Source organism: Erwinia typographi, assembly GCF_000773975.1.
Lineage (GTDB): Bacteria > Pseudomonadota > Gammaproteobacteria > Enterobacterales > Enterobacteriaceae > Erwinia > Erwinia typographi.
The window spans coordinates 67,445-75,625 of the sequence record NZ_JRUQ01000008.1 but is presented as its reverse complement, the minus strand read 5'-3'; the positions used below and the strand labels follow the sequence as shown (position 1 = coordinate 75,625).

General features: G+C 46.0%; 10 protein-coding genes. 4 read left to right on the top strand and 6 right to left on the bottom strand.

The window, feature by feature from the left end; all coding sequences use genetic code 11:
• Positions 1–252 precede the first annotated feature (252 nt).
• Complete coding sequence (locus NG99_RS30310; protein ID WP_084110367.1) at positions 253–957, bottom strand: DNA N-6-adenine-methyltransferase; 705 nt, start codon at positions 955–957, stop codon at positions 253–255.
• 804 nt (positions 958–1,761) lie between these two features.
• On the opposite strand from NG99_RS30310, the gene NG99_RS02665 reads away from it, so the two are divergent.
• Positions 1,762–2,322: a tyrosine-type recombinase/integrase gene (locus NG99_RS02665; RefSeq protein WP_034888111.1), complete on the top strand. Its 561-nt coding sequence runs from the start codon at positions 1,762–1,764 to the stop codon at positions 2,320–2,322.
• Complete coding sequence (locus NG99_RS29055) at positions 2,322–2,525, top strand: hypothetical protein (protein ID WP_034888109.1); 204 nt, start codon at positions 2,322–2,324, stop codon at positions 2,523–2,525. The genes NG99_RS02665 and NG99_RS29055 overlap by 1 nt, the downstream gene beginning before the upstream one ends.
• Here the strand turns inward: NG99_RS29055 and NG99_RS02655 are convergent.
• Genes NG99_RS02655 through NG99_RS02645 form a run of 3 tightly spaced genes read right to left on the bottom strand, consistent with a single transcriptional unit; the run spans position 2,522 to position 3,597 of the window.
• Positions 2,522–2,785: a hypothetical protein gene (locus NG99_RS02655; protein WP_034888107.1), complete on the bottom strand. Its 264-nt coding sequence runs from the start codon at positions 2,783–2,785 to the stop codon at positions 2,522–2,524. The genes NG99_RS29055 and NG99_RS02655 overlap by 4 nt on opposite strands.
• Before the next feature lie 21 nt (positions 2,786–2,806).
• The gene (locus NG99_RS02650) at positions 2,807–3,145 is read right to left on the bottom strand and encodes a DUF1493 family protein (RefSeq protein WP_034888104.1); all 339 of its coding nucleotides are present in this window, start codon (positions 3,143–3,145) and stop codon (positions 2,807–2,809) included.
• Positions 3,139–3,597, bottom strand: coding sequence for an STM2901 family protein (locus tag NG99_RS02645; RefSeq protein ID WP_034888103.1), 459 nt, complete (start codon positions 3,595–3,597; stop codon positions 3,139–3,141). The genes NG99_RS02650 and NG99_RS02645 overlap by 7 nt, the downstream gene beginning before the upstream one ends.
• A gap of 182 nt (positions 3,598–3,779) precedes the next feature.
• Here NG99_RS02645 and NG99_RS27430 point away from each other — a divergent pair, with 182 nt between their 5' ends.
• Positions 3,780–4,199, top strand: coding sequence for a hypothetical protein (locus tag NG99_RS27430; RefSeq protein ID WP_157032532.1), 420 nt, complete (start codon positions 3,780–3,782; stop codon positions 4,197–4,199).
• Positions 4,200–4,209: 10 nt separating this feature from the next.
• On the opposite strand, the gene NG99_RS02635 is transcribed toward NG99_RS27430, so the two are convergent.
• Positions 4,210–5,859: a tyrosine-type recombinase/integrase gene (locus NG99_RS02635; RefSeq protein ID WP_034888102.1), complete on the bottom strand. Its 1,650-nt coding sequence runs from the start codon at positions 5,857–5,859 to the stop codon at positions 4,210–4,212.
• Positions 5,860–6,051: 192 nt separating this feature from the next.
• Complete coding sequence (locus NG99_RS02630; protein ID WP_034888101.1) at positions 6,052–6,705, bottom strand: EAL domain-containing protein; 654 nt, start codon at positions 6,703–6,705, stop codon at positions 6,052–6,054.
• 353 nt (positions 6,706–7,058) lie between these two features.
• On the opposite strand from NG99_RS02630, the gene ychF reads away from it, so the two are divergent.
• Positions 7,059–8,150: a redox-regulated ATPase YchF gene (ychF, locus tag NG99_RS02625; RefSeq protein ID WP_034888100.1), complete on the top strand. Its 1,092-nt coding sequence runs from the start codon at positions 7,059–7,061 to the stop codon at positions 8,148–8,150.
• Positions 8,151–8,181 lie beyond the last annotated feature (31 nt).

Sequence of the window (8,181 nt, the reverse complement as noted above, 5' to 3'; positions counted from 1 at the left end):
AAATCTATGTACAGGCTCTATAAAGATTATTATCAATTAATTATTATCTTATTCTTATTGTGTATCACCGTTAATACACCCCCTGTATCACCGTTAATACACCCACCTGTATTATGCATGATACACCCCCCTGTATTACCACTAATACACCTACCTGTATCAACCGTAATACACCCCCTATAAATTATTTACTATGCAAACCTATGAAATCTGTCTCATATTCACCTTAGATTATGGGATTTTCTGATTAAACTATAGCCTCTGGACAATCCTACCTACTGAAGACCGAGGGATGCTCATTGTTTGTGCTATCTCAGAGATGGTGCTCCCTGACTCTGACAATTGAACAACCCGATCAATCTGCCCGGCATCGTATAACGTTGGCCTACCCGCCCTGCCTCCCCTGCTTACTATCTGCAATGGCAACAAGGTATCTGCGCAGCATATTGTGATTCGGTGCTCATGTTTGCGTGGGACATTCCTGAATACCAAAACCGCTATCGCTGCCGCTCCCCTGTTCCCAACTATCGCCTGGATAACGCCCGGTGCAGGGCTGAACCGTACGCCTCTATGTAAAAATCGTATCTCATGGCAATAGGCATTACTCCAGACGTGCCGGAGCCAGTAACCTGTATGCACCCTCGCTGGCACCACAAATACCGATTGCTCTGGAAGGTGCGCTAAGGCCAGGAATTTAGAAACGAGAGAATATGGAGGATTACAAAAAACCGAATACTCCTGTGACCAGTCCATCTGTAGGGCGTCGTCCCGTTCATCCCAATAACGTTCGCATAGCGCATTATCAGCACTGGCTGCTGCATCAATTGTAAAATCGAACTCTCGATTGAGGTTATTAAATAAACGTCTGGGTGTCTGCCAGAGGTCCGAACCTCCTTTATGTTTACCCTGCGAATCGTACCGTCTGATGCTCTGAGATAAATAGAGAGGATCTGCCATTGGTGCTCTTGAAACGCTTTAAGGAAGATGAAATATCATATCTCAATGTTAACTTTGAAAGTAACAATTAACTTTTAAATAGCCATCTAAACATCTAAATGTCTATATAGATTTGTTAAACAAACTTTTCTCTTTCCTCCTTCAACATGCAAAAGAACCAAAAACTTCCAGAAATTGACATTTCTGAACGGCAAATAGATGCAATTTAAATCATTTCATATGCAATCATTTCATATGTAACTACATCAATCCTAACTTACTTAATGGAATAGTGTTACATAGCAAAGCCGCATTCTACCGCCTCTTCATGGTCACTGGAGGTGCGTTACCTCTCAAATAGAGTGTTATGCATCGTTTATGCAGGGTTTATGCATACCCTCGCAGCCCGCATGGGGCTTGATATTTTGAAATTATTGGCGTGATTATTAGATTGCTAATCATTCTGTTAAGTACTGAGGACCATGAGCCGGGATATATCAGGCAGGCCAGCCAGAGGCTGATATTTGGTAGAGGAAAAGAAAGGAGCTGATGTGCCAACTGAGATATTTTTTTCTGGGGATGGGTCAATTTGGCTGAAGTCAGGCGCAGCGCGGCTTCCAGAGGTCCGCTCACCGCTACTCATGCTTATATTTAATGTAACCTATTGATTGTATTGATAATTATATAATTATAACTAATAAACCATTAATCGACATAAATAGGGGTTAAATAGCCATTAAATGCCACTTAATTAAGTTAGAAATAACTTGTAAATGATCATGTTGTGATCAATAATCTCTCTATCTTACAAATAGAGGATTTAACATGAAACGAGTCGAACCAGTCCGAATCAAAGAACAAATTGCCGAAGTTGAAAAGTTACTTTCAAAGTACAATTCATCAACTATCTATGCTGATTTGTGGGTATTCCTGAATCAAACTGCCGCGCGTGTCAGCGATGCTTTGTCATTGCGCTACAGCGACTTTGATCGCATTGAAGGGAATATGTTGAACCTGAGGGAGCAGAAAACAGGGAAAACGCGTTCAATCATGCTGACGCCTAAGGCGTTGGAGTTGGTCGCCCGCCGCCGTGCTGATAACCCAGGGCATATATATTTGTTTGAGGTAGATTCTAATCGAGCTAAAGGCAAACCCATTTCAAGGGTCACGGTCAGTGCTAAGTTTAAAGAGGCTGGCGATATCCTGAACCTGCATATTGCGGCTCATACACCACGAAAAAATCTAGGTTTTCATGCCCTTAAGCGTGGGGTATCTTTGCCAACATTGACAAAGCTCTATGGCCACTCAAGCCAGGCGGTGACACTTGCGTATTGCGGGATTATGGATCGGGATATCGAAGATGTTTACACGGGGATTGATTACTAATGAAAACTTTAATAGCTATTTCTATGCTGTTGGTTGCTTCTTCAGCTCAAGCTGTATCTGTAACCCTGACCGGGCCAGATGAGGAAATCTCAGGCAATAGTAAAATTTGTATTTATGAGGGGCATGGCATAACACGGACAATAACTGTTCGAGATGAGCAGGATTGTCCCTATGCTAAGACGTTTGACACTGATGAAAACTAACCTTGCCAAGGCTGTTTGTGTTGAGATATTAACTCATATTCGTGTTGCCCTAAGATGAACTTCTTACGGTCAACATCTATAACTCCTTCTATTTCCCTGAAATGGTAAGGAAAACTCACTCTATCATTTGTAATTTTATACATTGCAGAAGGTACATGAGGATTTTGAGGAGAAACAAGATATTCACCTTTAATTTCAAACCCAAATCCATTGATTAAGTAACTTTTATAAGCATTATTATCGTCAAAATAAAAACTCATAGATTTAACTCCTGTGTATAGTTAATCATACAACCACTTGCCCGCTTTGGCGGACTCAGTAAACATTCTGACTGTTAGCGGCTTTCTGATCCGCTTCATATCATCGTTAATCTGTCGGCTTTTAAACAACCTGCTAAATAGCGAGGCTTCTACAGATGGATAATATGCTTGGATGTTCATTGCCGAAATATCAACACTGAATTTCTCGCTGTAATCGTCTATAGCATATGGAAGTTCATCTAACTCCGCGTAGTCCTGTAGGACGGTATCCATCTCAAGGGGGACTCTTCCAGTTTTGAAGGACACAGGTACAGATAACTCTCCCCTAAAGAACTCTAAAACGTCAGTTTCCGTTACCATATTTTATCCGTCCCACGAGCAACAGAATTGTAATGCGTTATAGTGCGATACGTTATTTGAGCAACATCCTTTGAGAGCAGCACCCAGCCAACTACAGGAATAGCTCGCCCAATAAAAGTGCTGACCCTATGAGTCATAATAACTCTAAGGGTCCGTGGAGGGTAGCCACCGATCACAGTGGGAAGCTCTACCCCCCAAGGGAATTTTGCTTTAGGAAATACTCTCCTTGCACCACGAGAAGCAATAGACGTCCCAGGGGTTGCCCCTGCAAATTTCCCTCTTGTTGATAAAATATTGAGTCCTGAGACTATGGCAGCAATAGCGGCAAAATCATCTACTCCAACCTGTTCAGCGAATTCTTCACAGAAAATCATGAATAATAGTTCATTAGCTTTAAGGTTGGGCCTGCCTGCATAGAAGTATGTCCCGTTAAGCTCTTCAGTCGTATCCATACCAAATCCTTCTCATTCATGAATTCCGCTAATCATAGACCTTTTCTACTACCAATCAAGTGATGCTAATCAGAGGATTACTCCCACATCCTCTAAAACCCTTAAACAGAATCAGAAAATCCTTACATTCACTTGCGTTAGGAATGTTCTTAAAATATGTAAAAATTACGATAAGGAACGTTATGAAACTTTTCTTCACGATGTCAGCAATCGTTCTCCTTGCTGGCTGTGCTCAGATGCGTCCAGTGCAACAGCAATCCGATAATGAGTTATGCGGCAACGCTGGGCTGGCTATGCACCAAGGCAATAGTAATAATTATTTTGCTGTGAAATCAGAGATTCAACGCCGCGAAGGCTTAAACCTCTTTAAAATCAGTAAGGAAGATTGCATAGCATCTGCAAATCTGGCAATAAATAATGCAGTGCAGGAGCAACAAAGAGCTGCCGCCATAAGTGCAGCATTAAACAACTACAACCAACAAATGCAGGCAATGAGACCTAAAACAACGACCTGCAACACACTGGGTAGCACTACGGGTAATGTGTACGGTAATAACGTCAGCACGTTTGGAAATGCAAGCACTACCTGCACCTCCTACTGACATTGCAACGTCAACGCCAATCAAGACCATCAACTACCGGAAGTAATTCATTGAGACTTGGCGTATGAGTATATCTGGCAGTAATACCCAGGCTGGACGATAGAGAGTGCCCAACGACCATCTGAAGCAATGCGGGTTGAGCGTAGCGGATCGCCTTAGATATGAAAGTGTGCCTGATACTGTGAACCCTCCGTTTCAATCCCCTTTCGTTGTAATCTGGCGCACCGCATGAACGCATTACCTCAATCCAGGCATGAGTAACAGCGTTAGCCGATGGGAGCCTATGGAAAAGCTTTCCTTCTGGAGTCTTGTTCTCCAACTGGCGTATGAGCAAAGTTTCAATATCGTTATGAATGGGGATCTGCCTTTGAGCATGCTCGGTTTTCCCATCCTCAATAAATATGTACTTCCTCCCAGTTTCCTCATCTGTGCGGATGTGTTTAGCCCGTAAAGTTGAAATTTCACCAGACCGTGCTCCTGTATAAGCCAGAGTCAGGAAGAAGGATTTACGCCAGTCGTCATCGGAGAGGCCTTCAAGATATGCGACTATCCGCTTCATTTCCGGGTCGCTAAAGCTCCCCCCTCTCCGCTCCTGAAACTCCACTTTTATTCCCTCGGTAGGTGCAGTAATGAGAATGTCCTTTTGGTCTTTAAGAAAAACTTTGAAAAATGAACGGTAAACTTTGAAATGCTTGTGGCAAGTCGCGCTGGAAATCAGATCATCCTCAGGAATATCACCATCTATGCACTGTTGAATAGTCATGCTTTTGTAGGGATGTGCCTTGCGCGTAGGAAGCCCAGAGACAACTTGAATTACCTCTCTCATGTTCTGCTTGGTCACAGTATCAACCGGGACATTGCCCAAAACGTGCAATAGCACATCGAAAAAGTTCTGGTTCTCCCGCCGGATAGATTTCTGCCATTTTGAACCCTTTTCGGCTACATACATCTCCCACGCATCCAGCAACAAAGGTACTGAGGATGTTTCATTAACTGGCTGTTCTTTCTCAACAGATGGCGTTGGAAGGGCGGCTTTTAGGTCATTAACAATCTGATTAAACCCCTTCAGGTCTCGACTGAGAAAGGCGTGATAGGCTCCGTACAGCTGCGCTCTCGACATGTTCATTTGAGCTGCCGCCGCTGTTACTTCACCGGGCAGTGAGTCCGGGTCGAACCCTTCCTTCTCTATGCCATGTTTGAGTAAACCCTCAGCAAACGGATGACCGCTTACCATGTCATCTATCACGGAGTCAGAATAGCCTTTTGCCTCTTTGGCATTACTACTGGCATTCAGCTCACCAACTTCACCTTTGCGCATAACAGCGCCTAATTGAGGTATGCGCTCTACCTCCCTAAGGTCAGCCTCAAGGAATCGCAGCAGGAATGTATCCAAATCATTTTTGGTAAGTGCTTTCAGCCCCTTGAGCTTACCCCGTAAGTCATCCTCGGTCATTCGCCCAGCCTGAACCAGGGAAACATAAGGCCCAACCCTCGACATGATTCCTTCAGCCGTTTTAAGGGAGTCAGTAGCTAAAGATTGTCTAAAAAACTTCCCTGATGAGAGGCGAAAATTGATGTAATAAATCCCGCCCCTTTGGGTAGTGAATTTAGGGTTGTTGTTCACATTTTTCGGCTTTTTGTTCACTGTTTTGTTGCTCATTATGTTTTCCTTATTGTTGTATAATCAATAACATACAAAACAGCTATATTCATAACTCATTGATTATTAACATGCCGTGCAGTCTCCGGTAACGGCTGACACAACTGGACTAAAGGCCGGGGCAAATACCACCCCGGCCTTTTTTCATCTTTGTGTTTTAGCGTTCGCGTCGTTTGGCGCTAAGGACAACAGCTACTCCGTCGGTCCCTCAAGCTCCTGCATTGACAGCACCGGCAAATAGTAGCCCTGCACTCCCCAGATTTTACTGGCTGCCAGCTTATCAAGCTGCACTTCGCTCTCCACCCCTTCCACTATGACCCGGTTAGTGTACTGGCGGATATTGGCAATCAAAATGCTGAACCAGGGCTTGGCTACGTTATCGAGAAAGAACTGGCGGTCCAGCTTGACCGCTTCGAACATCTTCGACTGCAGGGCGTTGAGGTTGGCATCTCCCGCGCCTAAATCGTCCAGCCACAGAATGTTCAGCTGTTCGATCAGCGTGCGTAACAGCGGGTTATTAAGGCCGTCATGCAAATTGGGAAAATCCTCGGACAGCTTCAGACGCATAAAGGGCAGCTGGCTGAGTATTTGCTGAATAAAGGCCGACTGGCTGACGGCTCGCGCCAGCTGAAAATCGATCGTCAGGCAGCACAGCAGACCGTGCTGCTGAAAATAGTCGGCGTAATGCTCAATCGTCAGTAGCTGATTAAGAAATCGGGTTTCAAGATCCTGCCGATCGTCCGGCGAAAGCCCCCGCTGCGGGTCAGTTTGCCTGGGCTTAAGATCCAGCGCAATCAGGTCGCCGCCAAGCGTGTGTATAGGAATGCAGTGGTAAGTATGTATCATGCCTTCATGCCAGAGTTCGGGCTTCCTGCCAGTGATAAAAATCGTCGTACAGATAAACCTTAGACGTTCATTCGGTATTACTGTGCATCGATACGACGATTTTTATATTTATCGGCAGCGCTGACGACAGCTTTATGCTTAGCCCTTATCAGCAGCCACTTTGTGCGCCGGGCAGTCCTGGCGCTAAAAGCGCCCGCTGGCAACACGGGTGGTACAACTGGCGCTAGCTGAAATCAACGCCATTCCAGCTAAAATAACGTGTATAATGCGCGCTAACTATCGGCAACAACCAACTAATGAAACCAGTGAGTGGTTAAATTCACTGGTTATCAAGCAATTAAGGTGATTTAAACATGGGATTCAAATGCGGTATTGTGGGCCTGCCAAACGTCGGGAAATCCACCCTGTTCAATGCGTTAACCAAAGCGGGCATCGAAGCAGCTAACTTCCCGTTCTGTACCATTGAGCCCAATACCGGCGTGGTGCCAATGCCTGATTCCCGTCTGGACAAGCTGGCTGAAGTCGTCAAGCCGCAGCGCATCCTGCCTACCACGATGGAGTTCGTGGATATCGCAGGCCTGGTGAAAGGCGCGTCGAAAGGCGAAGGCCTGGGCAACCAGTTTCTGACCAACATCCGCGAAACCGAAGCCATCGGCCACGTTGTCCGCTGCTTTGAAAACGACAACATCATCCACGTTAATAATAAAGTGGACCCGGCTGACGATATTGAGGTGATCAATACCGAGCTGGCGCTGTCCGATCTTGATACCTGCGAGCGCGCCCTGCATCGCGTGCAGAAGCGTGCCAAAGGCGGCGACAAAGACGCGAAGGCTGAACAGGCCGCGCTGGAGAAATGCCTGCCCCACCTTTCCAACGCGGGCATGCTGCGTTCACTGGATCTGAGCGACGATGAGAAGGCGGCGATCCGCTACCTTAGCTTCCTGACGCTCAAGCCAACCATGTACATCGCTAACGTTAATGAAGACGGCTTCGAGAACAACCCGTATCTGGATCAGGTGCGGGCTATTGCCGAGAAAGAAGGCTCGGTGGTGGTCCCGGTGTGCGCTGCCGTGGAATCTGATATCGCCGAGCTGGACGATGCCGATCGCGAAGAGTTTATGGCCGAACTGGGTATTGAAGAGCCGGGCCTTAACCGGGTGATCCGCGCCGGTTACGCGCTGCTGAATCTGCAAACCTACTTCACCGCTGGCGTGAAAGAAGTGCGCGCATGGACTATCCCAGTAGGCGCAACTGCCCCGCAGGCCGCCGGTAAAATCCATACCGATTTCGAAAAAGGCTTTATCCGCGCCCAGACCATCGGCTACGAAGACTTTATCACCTACAAGGGCGAGCAAGGCGCGAAGGAAGCCGGCAAAATGCGTTCAGAAGGTAAAGAGTACGTGGTGAAAGATGGCGACGTGATGAACTTCTTGTTTAACGTATAAATTAAATTTGTTGTCTCGTGCGATCTCAACA

Coding starts and splice junctions, on each gene's coding strand:
- NG99_RS02645 (WP_034888103.1), bottom strand. CDS start 3,597: ATGGATACGACTGAAGAGCTTAACGGGACATACTTCTATGCAGGCAGG.
- NG99_RS02635 (WP_034888102.1), bottom strand. CDS start 5,859: ATGAGCAACAAAACAGTGAACAAAAAGCCGAAAAATGTGAACAACAAC.
- NG99_RS02665 (WP_034888111.1), top strand. CDS start 1,762: ATGAAACGAGTCGAACCAGTCCGAATCAAAGAACAAATTGCCGAAGTT.
- NG99_RS02655 (WP_034888107.1), bottom strand. CDS start 2,785: ATGAGTTTTTATTTTGACGATAATAATGCTTATAAAAGTTACTTAATC.
- NG99_RS02650 (WP_034888104.1), bottom strand. CDS start 3,145: ATGGTAACGGAAACTGACGTTTTAGAGTTCTTTAGGGGAGAGTTATCT.
- NG99_RS30310 (WP_084110367.1), bottom strand. CDS start 957: ATGGCAGATCCTCTCTATTTATCTCAGAGCATCAGACGGTACGATTCG.
- NG99_RS29055 (WP_034888109.1), top strand. CDS start 2,322: ATGAAAACTTTAATAGCTATTTCTATGCTGTTGGTTGCTTCTTCAGCT.
- ychF (WP_034888100.1), top strand. CDS start 7,059: ATGGGATTCAAATGCGGTATTGTGGGCCTGCCAAACGTCGGGAAATCC.
- NG99_RS02630 (WP_034888101.1), bottom strand. CDS start 6,705: ATGATACATACTTACCACTGCATTCCTATACACACGCTTGGCGGCGAC.
- NG99_RS27430 (WP_157032532.1), top strand. CDS start 3,780: ATGAAACTTTTCTTCACGATGTCAGCAATCGTTCTCCTTGCTGGCTGT.